Raw genomic sequence first — 22,035 nt, forward strand, 5'->3', positions numbered from 1 at the left:
CCAACATGGAAGTCTCACGTATTCGCGCCTTGCGCGGCCCCAATTTGTGGAGTGGACACACCGCCATTGAGGCGGTGGTTACCTGCGAAGGTGTTGAGTGTGATCTGGATCAAATTCCGGATTTTTCCACTCGACTTCGTGCCAGGTTTCCTGACGTCCGGGCGCTTCGCCCTTTAGGGCATAAAGATCCGCTCTCAATGGCACATGCAATAGAGGCGGTCGCCCTTGGCTTACAGGCTGCCGCGGGTTGCCCAGTTGCTTTCGCTCAGACGATCAGCACGCCTGAAGCTGGGGTCTTTCAAGTGGTGGTCGAGTACTCGGAAGAGGCTGTCGGTCGACTTGCCCTGACGTTGGCTGAATCCTTGTGTCTCGCAGCCCTGAATAATGAAGGCTTTGACATCGCCTCATCACTGAAAACCCTTCGAGAACTGGACGAGGACATCAGACTTGGACCCAGCACCGGCTCAATCGTCAACGCGGCGATCGCGCGAGACATTCCCTATCGTCGCCTGACTGAAGGTAGTTTGGTGCAATTCGGCTGGGGGAGTAAGCAACGCCGAATTCAAGCCGCTGAAACAGACAATACCAGTGCAATCGCTGAAGCGATCGCTCAGGATAAAGACTTAACCAAGATGCTGCTGGATGTAGCTGGTGTACCTGTGCCGCACGGTTACGTGGTCTCAACGGTTGATGAGGCGTGGGATACTGCGAAAAAAATCGGTCTACCCGTTGTGGTCAAGCCCAGAGACGGCAACCAAGGCAAAGGCGTAGCGGTCAATATTGAGACGCACGAACAATTGATCGCCGCCTTTGCAACTGCCGCCGACATTAGCCGAGATGTCATCGTTGAACGTTACATCCCCGGACATGATTTTCGGATGTTGGTCGTCGGCGATCGATTGATAGCAGCTGCCCGGCGTGACCCTCCACATGTCATCGGCGACGGTCAAAGTACCATCAGACACTTGGTTGATCAAGTCAATCTCGACCCGCTGCGTGGCGATGGTCACGCCACGCCGTTGACGAAAATCCGGTTTGACGACATTGCCTTAGCCACACTGGCCAAACAGGAACTAACCGCCGATTCGATCCCTGCCAAAGGCAGACGCGTGCTGCTACGAAACAACGCCAACCTGAGCACTGGCGGCAGTGCCACGGATGTGACAGATGAGGTCCACCCTGAATTGGCCGCTCGAATTGTCACCGCAGCCAAGATGGTCGGCTTAGACATCGCCGGGGTTGATCTCGTTGCTGAGACCATGCATAAACCCATGGAAGAACAACACGCCGGTATTGTTGAAATCAACGCTGCGCCAGGCTTACGCATGCATCTGAACCCATCCTTCGGACAAGGTCGGGCGGTCGGTGAAGCCATCATCTCGACCATGTTCAGTGCAGGCGAGAATGGCAGAATCCCCGTCATCGCAGTGGCTGGGACAAATGGCAAAACGACAACCGTACGTTTATCTGCTCATTTGATGACGGCGGCAGGCCATCGTGTTGGCATGACCAATTCTGACGGTGTCTATATCGAGCATCGTTGTATCGATACGGGTGACTGTAGCGGGCCTCGTAGCGCAAGAAACGTCTTGATGCATCCCTATGTCGATGCCGCTGTGTTTGAGACCGCTCGTGGCGGTATCCTGCGCGAAGGGTTAGCCTTCGATCGCTGCGACGTCGCCATCGTCACCAACATTGGGATGGGTGACCACCTGGGCATGAACTACATCGACACCGTTGACGGCTTAGCGTTAGTCAAACAAGTCATCGTTCAGAACGTTTCCCCGCACGGAACTGCCGTGCTCAATGCCACAGACCCGCTAGTCTCGAAGATGGCTGCGAGCTGCCCCGGTTCGGTCATTTACTTCTCAATCGATCCTCAACACCCAGTTCTGATCACGCATCGTGCTCAGGGTAAACGAGTGGTGTTCAAAGACCAAGACCACCTTGTGTGTGCAGAGGGTGTTTTTGAGCATCGCATCCCATTGAGCAGCATTCCGCTCACTCGCGGTGGCACCATCGGTTTTCAAATCGACAATGCCATGTGCTCGATTGCTGCGACTTGGGCACTTGGTGTCGACTTCACCACCATCCAGGCCGGTTTGTCGACTTTCGTCAACGATGCGCAAACTGCACCGGGCCGGTTCAACGTTTTCGATTATCGCGGCGCAACGGTCATCGCAGATTATGGGCACAACCCCGACGCTATCGAAGCGTTGGTGCCAGCCATCGAAAGTATGACCGCCAAACGCCGAACCGTTGTCATCAGCGGTGCGGGCGACCGACGTGACGAAGACATCATTCGACAAACTGAAATACTCGGAGAGGTTTTCGACAAAGCGATTCTGTATCAAGACCAGTGCCAACGTGGAAGAGAAGACGGCGAAGTGCTGCTTCTTTTACGCAAAGGATTGGAAAAGGTATCGAGGACAAAAGAAGTTCAAGAGATCAGAGGTGAATTTCTTGCCATCGATACCGCACTGCAAGACTTAGTGCCAGGAGATCTGTGTTTGATCTTGATCGATCAAGTTCAAGAGGCGTTGGATCACATTGCCACCCGTATTAAAGAAGGGTAATTATTTAGGCTTATCGTCTTTTCCGTTTGGGCCACCAGCAGTCGGCGTGAACGGAAAAGAACTAAAGAGCTGGCGCGTTTGATCTTGCATCTTGTCTTGCATCTGGGTGAACAGATGTTTACTTTGTTCAACGTAGCCGTTCATCAAATTCTGCATCACCGGATTTTGAGCATTCAAAAACTGCGCCCAAGTTTCAGGCCCAAACTGATTGCCGTAAACCCCTTTGGATTGCTCTGCGATACGGTCTTGCACATCCATGAAAGCTTGGATGTTTTTTTCAAGATAAGATCCCATCACACTTTGCATGGCGTGGCCATAAAACCGGATGACTTGAGCCAACATGGTTGACGAGAACATCGGCACCCCGCCGCTCTCCTCTTCCAAAATAATTTGCAACAAAATGCTACGTGTCAGATCTTCATGGGACTTGGCATCCACGACCTTAAACACCTCTTGATCCAGCACGAGTTGTTTGACGTCGGTCAAGGTAATGTAGGTGCTGGTTTGGGTATCGTAAAGACGCCGGTTTGGGTACTTTTTGATTAACCGCACTGCACTGTTCGTTGCTGCTTCAGCCATCTGATTCTCTAGTTACCTTCTTTGTCGGACTAAGGGCTTGGCCTGACCACATGAGACGATCATGCGGTTAGGCATGTGCTTACCCCATATGCAAACCGCCATTCAGCGAGAAATCTGCACCGGTTGAAAAACCCGCATCTTCCGACGCAATCCACGCACAAATCGAAGCGATTTCCTCGGGACGCCCCAGGCGTTTTACTGGAATCGTGGCAACAATCTTCTCCAGGACGTCTGGTCTGATTGACTTCACCATATCGGTCCCGATATAACCCGGTGATACCGTGTTGACAGTGACCCCTTTACTGGCAACTTCAAGCGCTAGCGACATTGTAAAGCCGTGAATGGCAGCTTTCGCGGTCGCATAGTTGGTTTGACCGAACTGACCCTTTTGACCGTTGACCGAACTGATATTGATGATACGGCCAAAACCCCGTTCAACCATCGGATCGATCACTTGTTTAGTAACATTGAACAGACTGGTCACGTTCGTGTCCATCACCGCTTGCCAATCCTGCACATTCATTTTACGAAACACCCCATCTCGGGTGATACCGGCATTGTTCACGAGCACATCAATCGGGCCATGTTCAGCGACTGCTTTTTTAAAAGCGGCCTCCGTTGAATCCCAATCAGAGACGTTACCGACCGATACGTGAAACGTGTAGCCAAGCGCCGCTTGCTCGTCAATCCATTGCTGAAAGTTGCGCGTGGGGCCGCATCCCGCGATCACCGTCATGCCCTCTTTGGCCAGACGCTGACAGATCGCTGTTCCGATCCCTCCCATCCCACCGGTGACATAAGCGACTTTTTTACTCATTTTGTTCCCCTTTTTTAAATAGCTTTAACTTTTACATAAGACCCAGGTGCGGGCTCTATTTCTGGATAACTTGCGTTGCCAGTCTTTGCAGAAACTTTGATTTTTCGACCCGAGTGTTTGGCCAACCATGATGTCCAATCGTTCCACCAGCTGCCCGGTGTTTCTACGGCATTGTCAAACCACTGCGTTGCACTCGCATGGTCTACGCTATCGTTGCAAGCCCAGAAGCTACGCTTATTTTTAGCTGGTGGATTGATGACCCCAGCGATATGGCCCGAGGCACCGAGCACGAATCGCTTCTCACCGCGCAAGACTTGGGTAGACAGGTAGGACGTCTTCCAAGGCACGATATGGTCTTCCTTGGATCCGTATAAGTACGCGGGAATCCTGATTTTGCTTAAATCCACTGGCACGCCCGAACATTTCAACTTGCCAGGTTCACGCAAGTTGTTTTCAAGATAGGTATTGCGGAAATACCAAGTGAAAAATGGCCCAGGCAAATTGGTGCTGTCGCTGTTCCAGTAGAGCAAATCAAACGCGGGGGGCTTCTCGCCTTTTAGATAGTTAGAGACGACGTAGTTCCACACTAACTCATTGGGGCGTAAAAATGAAAAAGTCGTTGATAGTTCGCGCGCGGTCATTAACCCGCCTTGCCCGATTTGTTTCTCGCGCATTGAAACCTGCTGGGGATCGACGAACACATTTAAGACACCAGTATCACTAAAATCTAACATCGAGGTAAGCAGCGTCAGGGAGGCTGCAGGTTCTTGCCCACGAGAGGCCGCAACCGCCAGTGCTGTCGCTAACATCGTACCGCCGACGCAGAACCCGAGTGTGTTGATTTTGCTTTGACCAGAAATGGTTCGAACAACCTCAATGGCTTTCAACACGCCCTCTTCCAGATATTCATCCCACGTGGCCTTGTCGATACCATCGCTGTCTTCGGGCACAGGGTTACGCCATGAAACCAGAAACACGTTAAACCCCTGCGCCAACGTATGTTGAACCAGAGAGTTTTCAGGCTGCAAGTCGAGCACGTAAAACTTGTTGATGCAGGGCGGCACCAGCAAAATAGGGCGAGCATAAACCGTTGAGGTGACGGGTTGATAGTGGATGAGTTGAAGATATTTGTTTTGAAAAACCACACTACCAGGGGTAGTTGCCACATTTTCACCGACCGTGAATTTGGATTCATCAGTCTGAGTGATTCGCCCCTTTTGCAAGTCTTCAAACAGGTTATTCAAACCCGCCACGACCGACTCGCCGCTGGTCTTGAGCAACTTTTCTTGGGCATCAGGGTTAGTCACCAAAAAATTAGCAGGTGACATGGCATCAAGCCACTGAGAGATTGAAAAGCGCAACCGCTCTTTCAACTCGGGCGGGCCGTCCGTCGCCTCGACCATGCGCTGCATCGACTCAGCAGACAACAGATAAAAATGCGCCATCATCAAATAGTTCGGGTTGGCCGACCAGGCCGGACTAGAGAAGCGTCGATCTGACAAGGAAGGCAGTTGCTGCTCGGCAGCTGAGGTCGTCAACTCGTGCCAACGCTTGAAAAACTCTGTGCGGATTGACTCGAGGACTTTCTGCTCGATACCTGGCGGTACGACCCAATCAGTTGGCAATGGTAAATTCAAGCTGACACCCTCAAAAGACAAAGCACGACAGATCTGCGTTAATGAATGAGTCATATGTTGATCTAGCAAATCTTGCCTGTCAATCAGGGTAAACAGTCGTCCTGAATGTTACTTCACCCTCTCGTGAGCCACGCCAATGTGGCCATCCGACCGGTTATTTTGTCTCGCCGATATGAAAAAAAACGCGCTTCTGCATCTAAAAAGGAACAGAGAGCCGCGTTTTCAATATCCATAATGCCCATGCTTTCGAGACGGCGCTGCGCTAGGCCTGGAAGATCAGCGAGCCATTTACCGGGTTCGCGCTGATCGATCGCAAAGCTCATTTTTGCATCGGGATCCGGCAGCACGAACGCATCGTGCACGTCTTGCCCAACTTGAAAGGCTGTTTGACTAATCGCAGGGCCAATCCAGGCTTTGAGGGACTTACAGTCCGGTTGCAACAATCTCATCGCCTCGACGGTACGGTCTAATACCCCCAACGCCAGACCGCGCCATCCTGCATGAGCGACCCCTAAAACCTTCCCAAGATCGTCGGCAAGCACGATAGGCAAACAGTCGGCGGTAAGTATTGCCAGCACCCGGCCGGGCTGTGTGGTCACACTCGCGTCACCTTCAGGTGTTTGCCAATCAGCGACCGAGGGCACCAAGTCGACTTGGTGAACCACATCGCCATGCACCTGTTTCAACCAGTAGGGCTTGGCTGGGACGAGTGTCATCAGCCGATCTCGATTCGTGTGAACGGCCACGGGGTCATCACCCGCCCCCAATCCTAAGTTAAAACTGTCAAATGGCGGGATGCTCACACCGCCGGCACGTGTCGTACAAAACAAATCAACACCCGCCCAGGATTTGCTGGGCCTGACGACGTCAATCGAGTTTTCCGTTTGATGCTGAACCATGCAATCTAACCCGTGAAATTCAACCTATCACTGCCATCGAACCGCATCCAATACCACGCTCATATCGGCGGGTATTGGGGCGGTGACTTGGATCGTGTCGCCGCTGACGGGATCGTCAAATGCCAGTTCGTAGGCGTGCAACATTTGTCGCTGTGCCTGCCCGAGTATGCGACCGCCATAAAGCGTGTCACCGAGCAAGGGATGCCCCAGGCTCGATAAGTGCACCCGAATTTGATGGGTGCGCCCCGTTTCAAGGCGGCAAATGACCTGCGAGACATTGGACTCGTGATATTCGCCCGTTCGCGCCAATTCGTAGTGGGTCACGGCGGTTTTCGGTGCACTCGGTTTATCCACGGTCATTCTGACAGGCACCCTTGGGTCGCGCCCAATCGGCTTATCCACAGTATTCGCAGACAACATACGCCCATGAGCTAATGCGAGATAACGGCGTCCCATCGTGCGTGCTTGCAACTGCCTTACCAAATGGGTTTGCGCGACTTCGCTACGCGCAACCACTAGCAAACCTGAGGTGTCTTTGTCCAAACGATGCACAATGCCGGCTCTCGCCACGTGAGCAAGCTCTGGATACCGAAACAGCAAACCGTTTAGGAGCGTGCCGCTCCAGTTGCCCGCACCGGGGTGGGTAACGAGACCAACGGGCTTATTCACGACAATCCACTCGTTGCTTTCTTCGAGCACCTCAAAATCGACGGGTTCTGGAGAAAACGCTTGATCCTCTGGGGCCGGTTGCTCATACACGGTCACGAGGTCGTCCTCTCTCAGCGATTGGCGAATTTTGGCGACTTTCCCGTTAACCTGTACGTGTCCCGCCTCTATCCACGCCTGCAATCTGCTGCGCGAATGTTGAGGAATGAGCTGCGCTAACAACTTGTCGAGCCGATCCAAGGGCATGCCATCGACCACTTTAAACACAAGGGGCTCGTCATCTGGCAAGTTATCAGCAATTTCTAAAGATTGGATCATGAGACTAGACATATAATGGAAAGCGAATGCTACCACCAAGGATCGTGACGTGATCGGACAGACCCGTTTTAACTTACCCCACCTGCACCTGAACGCAACTGCGTTTATCAGATTATTTGTCCTTCTCTGCGCCATTGCGCTGACGGGTTGTTCTAGTAAAGGGACAGAGTACGACCCGACTGCTAACTGGTCTGCCGAAAAACTATTGACTGACGGTAAAGCAGAAATGTCAGAGGGCAACTGGAAGCTCGCCAAAGAACGCTTCTCAGCCATCGAAGCGCGATACCCGTTTGGCACGTACGCCCAGCAGGCAATGATTGACTTGGCCTATTGCGAATGGAAGGATAAAGAAAGTGAAAAGGCGCTGGCGACGATCAATCGCTTCCAGCAACAGTACCCTGCGCATGCGAGCATGGATTACATGTTCTATTTGAAGGGGTTAATTACCTTTACCCCGCCGAGCGCCCTCTTCGCAAACCTGACTGGGCAAAATCCTGGTGAACGTGACCAACGCTCAATGCGCCAATCCTATGCAGCCTTCAATGAGCTCATCTCGCGTTTCCCCGACAGTAAGTACACACCTGACGCACGTAAACGGGTCATCTGGCTCGTCGACACGATGGCGCAAAATGAGCTCTTCATTGCGCGTTATTACTATGAGCGTTATGCCTACGTCGCAGCGATCAACAGGGCGCAAATTGTGGTGACCGAGTTTGAGGGGGTGCCCTCCGCCGAGCCTGCGCTTTACATCATGATGATGTCCTACGAAAAACTGGGGATGGCAGACTTACGCAACGATACAGAGCGGATTCTATTGAAAAACTTCCCGAATACGCGCTTAATCGCCGAAGGTTTTGGGGAAAAATACCCCTGGTACAACCCGCTCAGTCTATTTTGACGTGATCCCCATGAACGGGGACTATTCACGCATAAAACACGGTTAAAAACTCGGGCCTCTGGTCAAGACTGGCTGCCCGACCCGGTTCTCTCGGTTAAAAAGTCAATCGCTGTTTGCTGCTCTCTGGTCCGAGCAAACGGCGGCAACCCCCTCCAGAGTTGCTTACCGTAGGGTTTGTCGACGAGTCTGGTGTCCCCAACCATCAGTACCCCCCAGTCAGTTTCAGTGCGAATCAGACGACCGGCGCCCTGTTTGAGCGAAATTGCTGCCTCGGGCAGTTGATATTCCATAAAGGGGTTCCCCCCTTGCTCACGGCAATGTCTCAGACGCGCTTCCAAGACCGGATCGTCTGGGGGGGCAAATGGTAGTTTGTCGATCGCTACCAACGTCAAGCGTTCACCGGCAATGTCTATGCCTTCCCAAAAACTGGCGCTACCAACCAATACGGCGTGATCAAGGGTTCGGAATTTCTCTAATAAGTCACGGCGTGTGCCGAACCCCTGGCGCATAATAGGCCAATCGATCCCCTGCGCCTCATATAAATCACCCAACAAGAGAGCCACACGTTCTACGGCCCTCAAGGTCGTGCATAAAATCAACGCCCCACCCTGACTTGCTTGTATCAGTGGGAACAGCAAATCAACAAAGGCGGGTAAAAAATCGTGTGCCTGAGGGGGGGGCAGCTCAGTTGGTACATAGAGCAAGGCCTGTTTGGCGTAATCGAAAGGGGATTCCATCCGCAAGGTGGTTGCACCTTCGAGCCCTAACCGAGCAATAAAGTGGCCAAAGTCACCTTGGACAGACAGGGTCGCTGAAGTAAATACCCACGCTTGTGAGGCTTCTCGGTATTTTGCAAAGGCCTCGGCGACCGACAGAGGGGCTGCATGCAAACGAACGTGATGCTGTCCAAGTTCTATCCAGCGCACAATCTGATGATCAATGCTGCTGGTTCGTTGGCTCGCAGCATCCCAATCGTGAATGCTTTGTTCAAGCTCATGACAGGTTCGAGCAGCAATCGCCAGATCTGGATGCTTTTGCTCAAGCACTTTGAGCATGTCGCCGATATCAGATAAGGCGAGCGCGAGCTTTGATCGAGCATCATCAAACTCACTGCGCTCGACAAAAGCCTCATACGTCACCTTTCGCGAGGGGATCTTTTCGAGCGATGCGCATGACAATCGCAAATCTTTTGCAGCTTGATCGATTCGGCGAGCCTGCTCAGACCAGTTCGAAGACTCGCGTGCATGGGCCAAACCTGCAGTCTCAACCAGCTTGGCCAAATCAAGAAATTGATGCGTCGAAATGCTCGAACCGAGAAACCGTGTGGCCGTGTCAGGCAATTGGTGTGCCTCGTCAAAGATGACCGTGTCAGCTTCTGGCAACAGTTCGGTGACCCCTTCTTCTCTGAGCACGACATCGGCCATGAAAAGCGCGTGGTTGATGACCACCACTTCGGCCTCTTGCGCCTGACGCCGGGCCTTTAGAACAAAACAATCTTTCACATTCGGGCAATCTTGACCAAGACAATTTTCTCGGGTCGACGTGACGCGTTGCCAGATTTCTGCCTCTTCTGGGACGACACCCAAATCAGCCCGATCGCCTGTCGTCGATTGTTTAGTAAAGGTGTGAATCTGCCTCAGTTGATGCACTTCAGCTCGGGATCTCAACCCTCGGTCTTCTTCTTGTAAACGAGCAAGATGATAGTGGCAAACGTAATTGCCACGACCTTTCAAGAGTGCAATAGACACAGGCATCGACAATGCGTCTCTGACTCTTGGCAAATCGCGCGTAAAGAGTTGATCTTGCAATGTACGAGTGCCCGTTGAAATCAACACCTTGCCGCCGCTCAATAACGCTGGTACAAGGTATGCCCACGTTTTGCCGGTACCCGTGCCAGCCTCAGCGATCAGCGTGCTGCGTGATGCAATGGTGAGCTCGACCTGCTCGGCCAACTCAATCTGAGCGGGGCGAACCCGGTAACCCGGTGCGTGTTGTGCAAGCGGGCCTTGCGCTGAAAATACTTCTTTAATCGACGAATTTTGCATTCAAAAACCTATCAGGTGCTTGATCATACTGCCTGAAAGGCTGTCCTCTCTCTGGATGTGGCAAAATCATCTGATTCGCCGCAACCTTTTAAGTCTGATCAATGAGCATTGCTGAAAATCTGTCCGCCGCCGCCCTGACTAGGGTCATCAACCAACTCGCTAGCGAACTTTCAATTCGCCCCAACCAGATTCAAGCAGTCATTGAACTTCTCGATGACGGCTCAACGATCCCTTTTATTGCAAGATACCGTAAAGAAGCAACTGGCGGGTTAGATGACACCGTTTTGCGAAATCTTGATGTCAGATTGCTTTATTTGCGTGACCTAGAAGAGCGGCGCGCTGCCATCCTTGGGTCGATTACCGAACAGGGAAAACTGACGCCCGAACTCAATACGCTGATTGATCAAGCCGATACTAAACAGCGCCTTGAAGATTTGTATGCCCCATTCAAGCCCAAACGTCGCACGCGCGCCCAGATTGCCCGTGAGGCCGGGCTTGAACCACTGGTTGATCAGATTCTTGCAGACCTGACATGCGACCCTTTATCGATCGCTGCCGGTTATTTGAACGTCGACGCCAACATCACGGATGCCAAGGCCGCGTTGGACGGTGCCCGAGACATCTTGGCTGAGCGATATGCAGAAAATGCCGACTTGCTCGAAGACATGCGCACTCATCTGTGGGCAACGGGTTATCTTTACTCAAAAGTCATTGAGGAGAAAGAAGCCGAGGGTGAAAATTTTCGTGATTGGTTTGATTTCAACGAGCCATTGCGCACACTGCCATCACACCGAATACTCGCGCTGTTGCGCGGACGACAACAGGGCATGCTTGAGATTCGCGTCGGTTTAGAGGCGTCTCTTGATGCACTCGTGCCGCATCCGTGCGTGGTGCGGATTGGCCAGTTTCTAAAGTTAGGCAAAGATCTTTTCGAGTTGTCACCTTCGCCTCGCGCTAAATGGTTAGCCGACGTCTGTCGCTGGACTTGGCGCGTCAAACTATTAACCAGTTTCGAGAGCGAAATGGTGACACGTTTGCGTGAAACTGCAGAAGCAGAGGCCGTGCGAGTGTTCGCGGCAAATTTGAAAGATCTCTTGCTGGCTGCACCGGCTGGGCCGAAGGCGGTGCTGGGTTTGGATCCCGGCATTCGCACGGGGGTCAAAGTCGCTGCCATCGACAAGACGGGTAAAGTAGTTGAAACCCACACCGTCTATCCGTTCGAACCTCGTCTCGACCGAGAGGGGTCGATTGCCGTCCTGGCGAACATCGCTCGAAAACATCAGATTGAACTCGTCGCGATCGGCAACGGTACTGCCTCTCGCGAGACAGAAAAATTGGTTGGCGACATGATGGCGGCACATCCCGACCTGAAATTGACGCGCGTTGTCGTCTCTGAAGCTGGCGCATCGGTTTATTCAGCATCTGAATTGGCTGCGCTTGAGTTTCCCGATCTCGATGTGAGTTTGCGCGGGGCAGTGTCGATTGCCCGCCGTCTGCAAGACCCACTCGCTGAGTTGGTGAAGATTGATCCCAAAGCGATCGGCGTCGGCCAATATCAACACGATTTAAATCAACGTGAACTTGCGCGATCGCTCGATGCGGTGGTCGAAGATTGCGTCAACGGCGTCGGGGTGGATGTCAACACAGCGTCCGTTGCTTTGTTGACCCGCGTTTCAGGGCTTAACAGCACCTTAGCTAAAAACATTGTTGCTAAGCGCGATGAGCAAGGTGCTTTCCGAAACCGCCGTCAATTGCTTGAGGTGTCCCGTTTTGGTGAAAAAGCATTTGAGCAGGCGGCAGGTTTTTTACGCATTGCTCACGGTGACAATCCCTTGGACGCATCTTCTGTCCACCCTGAGGCTTATCCTGTCGTAGAAAGAATTCTGAAAAAAATCGCTGCCAATGTCAAAGAAGTGATCGGGCATCGCGAAAAACTACAGGGGCTATCGCCGTCAGAATTTACGGATGAGAAATTTGGAGTGCCGACGGTTCGCGATATTTTGGCAGAGCTTGAAAAGCCGGGTCGTGACCCACGCCCCGAATTCAAAACGGCGACCTTCAAGGAAGGCGTTGAAACCTTAAAGGATTTGATTCCGGGGATGATTCTTGAGGGAGTTGTCACCAATGTCGCCAATTTTGGTGCCTTTGTGGATATAGGTGTGCATCAGGATGGGCTGGTGCATATCTCGGCGCTCGCGGACAAATTTGTTTCTGATCCACGTGATGTGGTGCGTGTCGGCCAGATGGTGAAGGTGCGGGTTCAAGAAGTCGACGTCGCACGCAAGCGGGTCGCTTTGACGATGCGTCTTAACGATGACACCCCGCCAGCCAGATCTGTTGGATCAGCAAGCTCTATTGGGCCTCGGTCAGGCAATCAACGGGCGGCAGGCACGCGGCAAGATACTGGCAAGCAAAGGTCAATGAATCCATCTGAAACGGCAACGGGTGGGGCAATGGCAGCTGCCTTTGCGAAACTCAAGCGCTAACGATTAGAGAGCTTGAAGAAGCGCCAAGCACCAATAGCGTCAGTGAAGTATCCACGTTGTTCTTTTTTATGAGAGTCATCCATGACGCGAAAGCTTATTAGTAGTGGTTCATCCTTTGAAGAGAAAATGGGGTATTCGCGAGCGGTAGTCGCTGATCCTTGGATCTTTGTGTCTGGGACGACTGGGTTCGACTACTCAACGATGACAATTTCTGACTCTGTGGTAGAGCAAGCCGAGCAATGCCTGAAAAACATTGAACACGCGCTGCAACAGGCCCATGCATCGTTAGCCGATGTGGTTCGTGTGCACTATATCTTGCCGGTGGCTGATGACTTTGAACCTTGCTGGCCGGTCCTTCTACGCTATTTCGGCAATGTGCGACCCGCCGCAACGATGTTCGTGGCCGGGCTAGCAGACCCTCGCATGAAGATCGAAATTGAAGTAACAGCACTCCGCGCTTAACCCCTTCATCGAGCAGGCGAATCATGCATGAAAGAATCTTCCAAAGCAGCGCTTTCCTTAAACCCAATGTGGGTGAGCCAATTCGGTCGGTCGTCACTGAGTCTGAGGACTCAGCGGTGATTGCGTGGTACGTGCAACCGGGGCAAAGTATCAGTGCCCATCTTCATCCAGTCGGACAGGACACGTGGATTATCCAGTCAGGTATAGGTGAGTACCGATTCGACAAGACAGGCGCTACCAGACCGATTAAAGCCGGCGACGTGGTGATCGCTCACCGTGGTGAAGTTCATGGCGTTTTAAACACAGGGGCTGAACCACTGATTTTTGTATCCGTTGTTTCGCCGGCAGGCGCCGGATACGAACTAGTGACCGGCTGATCATCGAACGTTGTGGCAGACTCGCGAATGAATGGCTGATGTATCCCATTGGGGTTACTCGGCTACTTCAGGCACCATCGAAACCCGCAAGGTTTGCAACAAGAGATCTCTTTCAACCAGCGATGTTGTCGCTGGGCCGTGTGCGACGATTTGCCCATCGAGAGACAAATTAAAGCCTGTGTCGCCCTGCAAGACAATAAAGTCATCCGCCCATCTCAACTCAAGCTGCTTACGGACAGCACCCGCTTGTTTAGGATCCGCGTAAGCAATCGAGCAGAACAACTCTGCCCCATCGGCTGCCAGCAATCTAAATCTGAACTGTCCCGCCTCATCACGAAAGCTCACATAACGCGCGCCCTTACCACCTTTGTTGGCTGACGAAGGTTGGCCGCTCGTTTTGTTCGCGCTACCCGACAATTTGCGAATACCGACGGACTGTCTTAGCGTTTGCATCAGTGGCGTGGCAATCTTGCGGGCTTTCTGGGCACCAATGGCCAACGACTCTTCGATCGCAGCCGGATTTTGCATTAAAGCTTCATACTTGTCGCGCATCGGCGAAAGCTCAGCTTCAATACGGTCGCACAATCGTTGCTTGGCATCGCCCCAACCGAGTCCGGCCGCCAAGTCTGCATGAAACGCCGCCGATTCTTCTGGCCGAGCAAATGCCTTATAGATCAGGTAGAGGTGTGAAGCGTCAGCATCTTTAGGCTCACCAGGGCCCAATGAATCAGTCACGATACGAGCTACGGCCGCTTTCAGGGCCTTCGCACCGCCTTCGAATAACGGTATCGTATTGTTGTAACTCTTGGACATCTTGCGTCCATCGAGACCGGGTAAGGTTGCCACATCTTCTGCAATCACCGCCTCAGGTAAGACAAAAAAAGAGTTGCCCTGACCAAACAAATGATTGAATCGTTGCGCAATATCTCGAGTCATCTCAATATGTTGGATCTGATCGCGTCCAACAGGCACATGATGTGCGTTGAACATCAAAATATCAGCTGCCATAAGAACGGGGTAAGAAAATAGCCCCATCGTGATCCCATCGTCCTCATCGACGCCCTTGGCATGATTCTGATCGACAGAGGCTTTATAGGCATGCGCGCGATTCATCATCCCTTTGGCCGTCACGCAAGTCAGCATCCAACTCAGTTCTGGAATTTCTGGGATATCGGACTGACAATAAAACGTCACCCGAGACGGATCGAGCCCGCAAGCGAGCCACGTCGCGGCGATCTCAAGCCGCGACCGGGCAATACGCTCTGGGTCTTCGCATTTAATGAGTGCGTGGTAGTCCGCTAAGAAAAAAAACGCGTCAACCGTTGTGCTTTGACTCGCCGCAATCGCGGGACGAATGGCCCCGACATAATTACCGAGGTGCGGAGTACCTGAAGTAGTGATGCCGGTCAGTACGCGTGAATTCATAAGCGATGTTGATTGGTGAGTTTAAAGATTGACAGTATCACGGCGCTCAGACTCGAGATATTCTTTAGATTGCATTTCGAGAATACGCGACACGGTACGATGAAACTCATTGGCCATCGGGCCAGTCGTGTAAAGCGCCTCGGGCTCGCCTGCTGCAGACATGATCAACTTGATTTTGTGATCGTAAAATACGTCAATCAACCATGTAAAGCGGCGGGCTTCTGATGCCTGTCTCGGCCCCATGATGGGCACGCCAGACAAGATCACCGCGTGAAAACGGCTTGCGAGCTCAAGATAATCATTTTGTGATCTCGGCCCACCACATAGCGTCGCAAAATCAAACCACACGACAGACCCTGCCAGTTGTTTGGCACGGATCTCTCTATGTTCGATCAATAACACGGGATCGATCGGCGCGGTGTCCGCGAGTTGGTTAAACGTATCGCTTAACGCGTTTTCTGCCTCTGCATTCAACGGGGTGTGATAGCACTTGACCTGCTCTAATGTGCGGCGACGGTAGTCGATGCCTGCATCCACGTTTAGGACATCCATTTTGCCTTTGATCAAATCGATCGCTGGCAAAATACGGTCACGGTGTAAACCGTCGGGATACAGTGTGGACGGTTCGTAATTGGAGGTCATGATGAAAGACACACCGTTTTCAAACAGTTTTAATAGCAAGCGATGCAAAATCATTGCATCTGCAACGTCCGAGACGTGGAACTCATCGAAACAAATCAGCCGATAGCTCTTGGCCAGACGTTTTGCCACTTCATCCAGTGGATCTTGTGTCCCTTTTACTTCGTCCAACTGTCGATGCACACTTCGCATGAACTCATGGAAGTGCAAGCGGGTCTTACGATCTACCGGAACATTAGCGTAAAAGGCATCCATCAAAAAGCTTTTACCCCGCCCCACACCGCCCCAAAGATAAACCCCCTTAGGGACATCGGGCCTAGATACCAACTTTTTAAAGGCATTCGATCGCTTGGACTTAAAAGCGATCCAGTCATCGTAATAGGTTTGCAAGCGTTCTACCGCAGCCAACTGAGCTGCATCAGATTGATAACCGCGTTCTTTTAAGACGTTTTCGTAGTATTCAACGACATTCATACGCGTGGGCCAACATCAGAAACACTCGTGTTCAACGAGCAGAAAAACAAAGGCCTGGGTAAGCGATGATGCCTAGCCAGACCTTTGATCAAACTCACTCAAATCAGAAGTTAAGCGTGCGCTTATCAACGGCCAAAGCCGCTTCTTTCATTGACTCGGACAACGTTGGGTGTGCGTGACAGATACGGGCGATATCTTCAGCTGCCCCGCGGAATTCCATGATGGTGACCGCCTCGGCGATCAACTCAGACGCCATCGGTCCGATGATATGAACCCCCAGTACCTCGTCAGTCTTGGCATCCGCCAAAATCTTAACGAAGCCCGTCGTGTCACCCAGTGCTCGCGCGCGACCATTGGCCAAAAACGGAAAACTGCCAGACTTGTATTCATGCCCAGCCGCTTTCAATTGCTGCTCGGTTTGACCGACCCAAGCGATTTCTGGCGAGGTGTAGATGACCCAAGGAATCGTGTTGAAATTAACGTGACCATGCTGACCCGCAATACGTTCAGCAACAGCGACACCCTCTTCTTCGGCCTTGTGAGCCAGCATCGGGCCTCGCACCACATCCCCGACGGCCCAGACGTTGGCCAAATTGGTTTTGCAATCACCGTCAACTTCCACGAAACCCCGTTGGTCGAGCTTCAATCCGACTGACTCGACATTCAAGCCGCCGGTATAGGGTACGCGACCAATCGACACAATCAGTTTGTCAACGACTAGCTTTTGTTCTGCCCCAGCCGCATCAATGTACGGCACGGTAACCTGCTTGGCCGTCTTTTTGATCTCACCGATTTTGACGCCCATGTTGATCTTCAAGCCTTGCTTGGTAAACAATTTGTGGGCTTCTTTTGCAACTTGGGTGTCGACCGCTGCCAGGAACTCGGGCATCGCTTCCAAGATGGTGACTTCTGCACCCAGACGGCGCCAAACACTGCCCATCTCGAGCCCAATCACACCAGCGCCAATGACACCCAGTGTTTTTGGTACTGCCCCAATATTCAAGGCCCCATCATTGGATAATATCTGCTGTTCGTCAAACGGCAACCCGGGTAATTCGCGTGCTGATGAACCGGTGGCAATAATGACGTGCGTTGCGGTCAAGTCAGCGTCAGTCGTGCCGCTCACTTTGATTGCCCACTTACCGTCTACCTGGCCATTAAACGCGCCTTTGCCATGAAAGAAGGTAATTTTATTTTTCTTGAACAGATACAAAATACCGTCATTGTTTTGCTTCACGACGTTATTTTTACGACCAATCATCGTCTCTAGTTTGAGAGAAACGCCACTGACTTCGATGCCATGTTCGGCGAAGTGATGATTGGCTTGATCGAAATGCTCAGAGGACTGCAACAACGCTTTTGACGGTATACAACCCACGTTAGTGCAGGTACCACCGGGCGCAGGGCCACCACTACCGTTCTGCCACGCATCAATACACGCGACCGATTTACCTAGTTGGGCGGCACGAATCGCAGCAATGTAGCCCCCAGGGCCGGCACCAATCACTACCACATCAAATTGATTTGACATAAAAATCTCGTATTAAATTTCGAGCAACATGCGCTGCGGATCTTCAAGCGCATCTTTCATCGCGACCAGCGCAAGCACAGCCTCGCGTCCGTCAATGATGCGATGATCGTATGACAGTGCCAGGTAATTGATCGGACGGATCACGATTTGACCGTTTTCGACGACCGGACGATCTTTCGTCGCATGGACACCTAAGATTGCCGACTGAGGTGGATTAATGATCGGCGTGGAGAGCATCGAACCAAACACACCGCCGTTTGAGATCGAGAAGGTGCCGCCAGTCATTTCTTCAATGCCAAGTTTGCCTTCGGATGCGCGTTTGCCGAAGTCAGCAATCGTTTTTTCAATGTCGGCAATGGTCATTTGGTCTGCGTTACGCAGGATAGGCACAACCAATCCGCGGGGGCTGCCCACTGCGATACCAATGTCGAAGTATCCGTGATAGATGATGTCTTTACCGTCAACTGAGGCATTGACGACTGGGTAACGCTTGAGCGCGGCCACAGCGGCCTTCACGAAGAACGACATGAACCCGAGTTTCACGCCGTGCTCTTTCTCAAACTTGTCCTTGTACTGATTACGCAGATCGATGACAGCCTTCATGTTGACTTCATTGAACGTCGTCAGAATGGCGTTGTCTTGTTGCGACTGAAGCAGTCGTTCGGCCACACGAGCACGTAAACGGCTCATTGGCACGCGTTGTTCAGGGCGACCATCCAATGATTGCCCCATTGGCATGACCGGGTTGACCAGGGGTGCAGCCTTGGTGGCAGGCGTAGCGGATGGTGCAGATCCAGCTGCCATGGCATCACCTTTTGTCACTCGACCACCACGGCCGGTACCGTCAACACCGTCAGCAGAAATCCCTTTTTCCGCCAAAATTTTAGCGGCTGAGGGAGAGGCAATCGCTGAGGCTGTCGCAGCGGGCGCAGCGGGCGCAGCGGGCGCAGCAAGCGCAGCCGCTGCAGGTGCCGCAGCCGCTGCAGATGCAGCTGCCGAGGCTTTACCCTCAGTGTCAATCTTGGCGAGCAGTTCGCCTGAAGTAACCATACTGCCGTCAGCTTTAACAATCTCAGCCAATACGCCAGAAGCAGGCGCAGGGACCTCCATGACAACTTTATCGGTTTCGATTTCAATCAGAATTTCGTCAGCAGTGATCGCATCGCCTGGTTTTTTCTTCCAGGTCATCAGGGTTGCTTCTGAAACCGATTCGGACAATTGCGGGACGACAACGTCGGTGATAGCCATTATGTGATTTCCGTATTTTTTTTAACGATAGTTTGTAAGATTATTTAGTCAAGGCAAAGCTCTTGAACTTGCCAAACGCCTGCTCTACCAGCGCTTTCTGCTGCTCTTGATGCTTGGCCATGTATCCAGCAGCAGGTGAGGCTGATGCAGCCCTGCCCGAGTAACCAAGCTTTTGCCCTTCGCTCATATTTTCAAACAGGTGATGTTGGACGTAATACCAAGGGCCTTGATTCTGCGGCTCATCTTGTACCCAGACGACTTCTGTCGCCTTAGGATACTTTTTCAGCTCAGTCTCAAAGGTCTTGTGCGCAAATGGGTAGAGTTGCTCAATCCGAATAATGGCTGTGGTCTTGTTTTCACGCTCGCGACGGCCGTTGACCAGATCGTAATAAACCTTGCCTGAGCAGACCAGCACGCGTTTGACATTGGCAGCATTCACGGTCTCATCTACTTCACCGATGATGGATTGGAAACCACCTTTGGTCAGGTCTGATAGCGGCGAACTAGCGTCCTTATTACGAAGTAAAGATTTCGGCGTAAAAATGACCAGCGGTTTACGGAACTTGCGAATCATCTGACGACGAAGCAAGTGGAAAATCTGCGCCGCACTCGTGGGCTGAACGGCTTGAATATTATTGTCGGCACACAATTGCAAGAACCGCTCAATACGTGCAGATGAATGTTCTGGACCTTGACCTTCGTAGCCGTGCGGCAGCATCATGGTCAATCCACTTTGACGGCCCCACTTCGCTTCACCAGCGACGATAAACTGATCGATCACCACCTGTGCGCCATTGACGAAGTCGCCGAACTGAGCTTCCCATATGGTCAACGTATTGGGGTCTGCACACGAATAGCCGTATTCAAAGCCCAACACGGCCTCTTCTGACAGTACCGAGTCAATCACCACGAACGGAGCCTGACCTGCCGACACATTTTGCAAAGGGATGTAAGTACCGTCGTCCCAGCGTTCACGATTCTGATCATGCAAAACAGCATGGCGATGCACAAAAGTACCGCGCCCTGAATCTTGGCCCGTGATGCGAACTGAAAAGCCTGACGAAACCAAGGAGGCAAAAGCAAGATGCTCGCCCATTCCCCAATCCAGATTCAATTCGCCACGAGCCATGTTGCGGCGATCGTTAAGTAACTTGGAGACCAGTTGGTGTGGCGTAAAGCCCTCTGGTATCTGGGTGAGCTTTTCACCGATCCGTTTCAGTTCAGCAAGTGGTACGCCAGTATCAGCCTGGTCCGTCCATTTCGCTGTCAGGAAAGGCGACCAGTCAATCGCAAACTTACTCTTATAGTCGGTGAGCACAGGCTCAATGGTGTGCTTACCATCTTCCATATACTGGCGATAGTCTTTCACAAGCTGATCGCCCTCTCCCTCTTTTAGCACGCCCTGCGCGGTCAACTTGTCAGCATAAAACTTACGAGTACCGGGGTGGGTGCCGATGCGTTTGTACATTAACGGTTGAGTTAACGACGGCGTATCTTGTTCGTTATGACCCAGTTTGCGGAAGCAAACAATATCGACCACCACATCACGGCCAAACTGCATTCTGAAATCTAACGCCAGGCGCGTGACAAAGGCGACGGCTTCAGGGTCGTCACCATTGACGTGAAACACCGGGGCCTCAATCATTTTAGAGACGTCGGTACAATAAATCGTCGAACGGGTGTCGCGTGGATCGGAGGTGGTGAAGCCAATTTGATTGTTCACCACTAAATGAACCGTACCACCCGTACCATAACCACGCGTTTCAGCGAGGTTCAAGGTCTCCATGACGACACCTTGGCCGGCAAAGGCAGCATCGCCGTGGACTAGCACCGGCAAGACTTGACGATGACCCGCTGCACCCCGACGCTCTTGTCGTGCACGTACGCTGCCTTCAACAACTGGGTTAACAATTTCAAGGTGAGACGGATTGAAGGCTAATGACAAATGAACTGGGCCGCCTGGGGTCGATAAATCACTTGAAAAACCGTTATGGTATTTCACATCGCCATCGATCAACCCTTCTGTGTGTTTACCTTCGAATTCGGCAAACAGGTCACCTGGCATCTTACCCATGATATTGACCAGCACGTTGAGCCGGCCACGATGAGCCATGCCGACAACGATTTCCTGGACACCAGAATTACCACCGTGGTTGACGAGTTCATCCATCGCAACGATCAAGCTCTCGCCACCTTCTAGCGAAAACCGCTTTTGACCGACATACTTTGTATGCAGATAACGCTCAAGGCCTTCAGCCTCAGTCAGTTGCTGTAACAAATGACGCTTGTGCTCTGACGACACTTCGGGTGCGCTACGTGCAGGTTCAAGACGCTCAACGATCCAACGCTTGATACCTGGATCGGAAATGTGCATGAATTCGGCGCCAACAGAACGGCAATACGTATCACGCAAACATTTGAGAATGTCACGCAACGTCATGGTCGTCGCGGACGTAAAGTGGGTGTTGGTTGCCGAAAACGTTTGATCTAAATCGGCTTCTGTTAGCCCGTAGAAAGCAGGGTCAAGTTCTTGTATAGAGGGGCGATCTTGACGCTTAAGCGGATCAAGGTCTGCCCAACGTGAGCCGAGCGAGCGATACGCTGCAATCAGGCTCTGGACGTGCACTTGCTTCATCGCCACGGCGAGGTCTGGCTCACCCCCGCGCTGCACAAAGGCGTTGGCCTTGGCGCGCTGCGCGAAAGACTCTACGACAGGGGCGTGCGCTTGGTCGCGGGTAGCTTCTTTGCCATCGGTCGCAGGCATGTGCTGCAACTGGTCAAAGTAATTGCGCCAGTTTTCTGGCACTGAACCTGGATTATCCAGATACGACTCGTAGAGTTCTTCTACGTATGGTGCATTGCCCCCAAAGAGGTAGGAGTTTTGCAGGAATTCTAATTGCGTTGACATATGACGCTTCACCTTGTCGAGTGCTTCACTCGTTACGATGCAGGGATACC

General features: G+C 52.2%; 16 protein-coding genes. 5 read left to right on the plus strand and 11 right to left on the minus strand.

The window, feature by feature from the left end; all coding sequences use genetic code 11:
* Positions 1-5: 5 nt before the first annotated feature.
* A complete protein-coding gene (cphA, locus tag AC1W8Y_RS00080) occupies positions 6-2,576 on the plus strand; it encodes a cyanophycin synthetase (protein WP_482012419.1) in 2,571 nt (856 codons plus the stop codon).
* On the opposite strand, the gene phaR is transcribed toward cphA, so the two are convergent.
* The 5 genes from phaR to AC1W8Y_RS00105 all read right to left on the minus strand — a co-directional run bounded on the left by phaR (position 2,577) and on the right by AC1W8Y_RS00105 (position 7,492).
* Entirely contained in the window at positions 2,577-3,155 is a 579-nt protein-coding gene (gene phaR / locus AC1W8Y_RS00085; RefSeq protein WP_482012420.1) for a polyhydroxyalkanoate synthesis repressor PhaR, read from the minus strand.
* Positions 3,156-3,234: 79 nt separating this feature from the next.
* Positions 3,235-3,972 (minus strand): acetoacetyl-CoA reductase, encoded by a 738-nt coding sequence (phbB, locus tag AC1W8Y_RS00090; protein ID WP_482012421.1) that lies wholly within the window; start codon positions 3,970-3,972, stop codon positions 3,235-3,237.
* A 14-nt stretch (positions 3,973-3,986) separates the two neighbouring features.
* Positions 3,987-5,609, minus strand: coding sequence for a class I poly(R)-hydroxyalkanoic acid synthase (gene phaC / locus AC1W8Y_RS00095; protein WP_482012642.1), 1,623 nt, complete (start codon positions 5,607-5,609; stop codon positions 3,987-3,989).
* Between the two features lie 113 nt (positions 5,610-5,722).
* Positions 5,723-6,508, minus strand: a complete 786-nt coding sequence (pgeF, locus tag AC1W8Y_RS00100; protein WP_482012422.1) for a peptidoglycan editing factor PgeF — start codon at positions 6,506-6,508, stop codon at positions 5,723-5,725.
* Positions 6,509-6,535: 27 nt separating this feature from the next.
* Positions 6,536-7,492 (minus strand): RluA family pseudouridine synthase, encoded by a 957-nt coding sequence (locus tag AC1W8Y_RS00105; RefSeq protein ID WP_482012423.1) that lies wholly within the window; start codon positions 7,490-7,492, stop codon positions 6,536-6,538.
* Positions 7,493-7,598: 106 nt separating this feature from the next.
* Here AC1W8Y_RS00105 and AC1W8Y_RS00110 point away from each other — a divergent pair, with 106 nt between their 5' ends.
* Positions 7,599-8,390 carry an outer membrane protein assembly factor BamD gene (locus tag AC1W8Y_RS00110; protein WP_482012643.1) on the plus strand — a complete coding sequence of 264 codons (792 nt, stop codon included), beginning with the start codon at positions 7,599-7,601 and terminating at the stop codon, positions 8,388-8,390.
* Positions 8,391-8,452: 62 nt separating this feature from the next.
* Here AC1W8Y_RS00110 and yoaA read toward each other — a convergent pair whose 3' ends face one another.
* The gene (gene yoaA, locus AC1W8Y_RS00115; protein WP_482012424.1) at positions 8,453-10,435 is read right to left on the minus strand and encodes a DNA repair helicase YoaA; all 1,983 of its coding nucleotides are present in this window, start codon (positions 10,433-10,435) and stop codon (positions 8,453-8,455) included.
* A gap of 101 nt (positions 10,436-10,536) precedes the next feature.
* On the opposite strand from yoaA, the gene AC1W8Y_RS00120 reads away from it, so the two are divergent.
* The 3 genes from AC1W8Y_RS00120 (at position 10,537) to AC1W8Y_RS00130 (ending at position 13,760) form a co-directional block, all read left to right on the plus strand.
* Positions 10,537-12,921, plus strand: a complete 2,385-nt coding sequence (locus AC1W8Y_RS00120) for a Tex family protein (protein ID WP_482012425.1) — start codon at positions 10,537-10,539, stop codon at positions 12,919-12,921.
* 81 nt (positions 12,922-13,002) lie between these two features.
* Complete coding sequence (locus AC1W8Y_RS00125) at positions 13,003-13,383, plus strand: RidA family protein (protein ID WP_482012426.1); 381 nt, start codon at positions 13,003-13,005, stop codon at positions 13,381-13,383.
* A 23-nt stretch (positions 13,384-13,406) separates the two neighbouring features.
* Positions 13,407-13,760, plus strand: a complete 354-nt coding sequence (locus tag AC1W8Y_RS00130; protein ID WP_482012427.1) for a cupin domain-containing protein — start codon at positions 13,407-13,409, stop codon at positions 13,758-13,760.
* Between the two features lie 54 nt (positions 13,761-13,814).
* Here the strand turns inward: AC1W8Y_RS00130 and AC1W8Y_RS00135 are convergent, their stop codons facing one another.
* The 5 genes from AC1W8Y_RS00135 to AC1W8Y_RS00155 all read right to left on the minus strand — a co-directional run bounded on the left by AC1W8Y_RS00135 (position 13,815) and on the right by AC1W8Y_RS00155 (position 21,985).
* Positions 13,815-15,185, minus strand: coding sequence for a tryptophan--tRNA ligase (locus tag AC1W8Y_RS00135; protein WP_482012428.1), 1,371 nt, complete (start codon positions 15,183-15,185; stop codon positions 13,815-13,817).
* 21 nt (positions 15,186-15,206) lie between these two features.
* On the minus strand, positions 15,207-16,298 hold the full coding sequence (gene zapE, locus AC1W8Y_RS00140) for a cell division protein ZapE (RefSeq protein ID WP_482012429.1): 1,092 nt from the start codon (positions 16,296-16,298) through the stop codon (positions 15,207-15,209).
* A 103-nt stretch (positions 16,299-16,401) separates the two neighbouring features.
* On the minus strand, positions 16,402-17,829 hold the full coding sequence (gene lpdA, locus AC1W8Y_RS00145; protein WP_482012430.1) for a dihydrolipoyl dehydrogenase: 1,428 nt from the start codon (positions 17,827-17,829) through the stop codon (positions 16,402-16,404).
* Positions 17,830-17,841: 12 nt separating this feature from the next.
* Positions 17,842-19,077, minus strand: coding sequence for a 2-oxoglutarate dehydrogenase complex dihydrolipoyllysine-residue succinyltransferase (gene odhB / locus AC1W8Y_RS00150; RefSeq protein ID WP_482012431.1), 1,236 nt, complete (start codon positions 19,075-19,077; stop codon positions 17,842-17,844).
* A gap of 40 nt (positions 19,078-19,117) precedes the next feature.
* Positions 19,118-21,985 (minus strand): 2-oxoglutarate dehydrogenase E1 component, encoded by a 2,868-nt coding sequence (locus AC1W8Y_RS00155; RefSeq protein ID WP_482012432.1) that lies wholly within the window; start codon positions 21,983-21,985, stop codon positions 19,118-19,120.
* Between the last annotated feature and the right edge of the window lie 50 nt (positions 21,986-22,035).

The organism is Jezberella sp. (assembly GCF_964834465.1).